This window comes from Lacihabitans sp. LS3-19 (genome assembly GCF_024343575.1).
Lineage (GTDB): Bacteria > Bacteroidota > Bacteroidia > Cytophagales > Spirosomataceae > Leadbetterella.
Map to the genome: position 1 here is coordinate 1 of NZ_RJUA01000086.1, position 1,261 is coordinate 1,261.

The following is a 1,261-nucleotide window of genomic DNA, read 5'->3' on the forward strand; positions in this document are numbered from 1 at the left end:
CGAGAGGTCTGCATATTTTACAGTCGAAAACGACGCATGTCAACTTATCGCCATTCCAGCTTTTATACCATCAGATATCAATTTATTTTATAGTTTTAGGTAGTTTACATAAAGGGGAAAAGTAGGAAATGATTTTGACAAAATATCCTTCAATGTGCAGGAGTACAATTCTGTTGATCCGATTATGCCTCGAAATTATTCTTTAAAGATGGAATGGCATTTCCCTTAAAATAAAAAACGGGTTTCAATTTTGGAGTCCGTTTATTGTTTTTTTAACTTTAAGATTGGTTTATTGATAATTTGGTTAATTCTGTTCAAAATTTTCAATATAAGTTTAAGGGTTAAAATTTAGTTTTTATGAATAAAAAGCATTTCGTTTTAATACTGATATTTTTTTCTATAAAACTTATAGCTGCACCATCTCCTGTATTTTTACAATCTATTGAGGAGGTTAAACAGAAAGCTATTGATGAACATAAAGGTATTTTTGTGCTTTATTATGCGGATTGGTGTGGTTTCTGTAAAAAATTTCAAGAAGAAACATTAACCGATCCTCAAGTAATTAATGTTTTAAATTCTGGTTTTGTTTCTTATCGTGTATTGAACAGTTCAGAGGAAGGGACAGCTTATAAAGCTGCTTTTTTTATTAAATCTCTTCCTACTCTTTTATTTTTTGATGAAAATGGTGACATAAAAACCATGTCTTCAGGATTTAAAGAAAAAGAAGAATTTATTCAGCTTTTAAAAAATGTATATAAATCCTACTTTCTAAAACCATACCCAGAAATAAACCAATCCTTACAGTTTTTGAAAAGTAGGTTGATTTTTAATAACTATATAATAAAAAAAGATATACCTTTTGTCTATTCAAAAAGTGTCGTTTGTGACGACGGTAATCCATGTACCACAGATTCGGAAGGTCCTCTAGGTTGTGTTTTTACTCCTAAAACTAATGGTAGTGCCTGTGATGATAATAATTTTTGTACAGAAAATGATCAATGTATTGCTGGTAACTGTACTGGGACTTCTATTTCTTGTCCAGATGACGGCAATCTTTGTACCACCGCAGCCTGTAAACCACTTTCAGGATGCATACAAGTAAAAAATAATTCAGCTTGTGACGATGGTGACCCTTGTACAATAAACGATGTATGTCATAACGGAGTTTGTGCAGGAATACCGAAGACTTGCGATGATGGAAATCCATGTACCACTGATAGTTGTGATCCATTGACGGGCAATTGTGTGTTTGTAGATAACT

1 protein-coding gene is annotated in these 1,261 nt (G+C 32.0%); it reads left to right on the forward strand.

Annotation, left to right across the window (positions count from 1 at the left end; genetic code table 11):
- Positions 1-357 precede the first annotated feature (357 nt).
- Positions 358-1,261, forward strand: a 904-nt coding sequence (locus tag EGI22_RS15485; RefSeq protein ID WP_255069341.1) for a thioredoxin fold domain-containing protein, incomplete at its 3' end; no start/stop codon positions are given.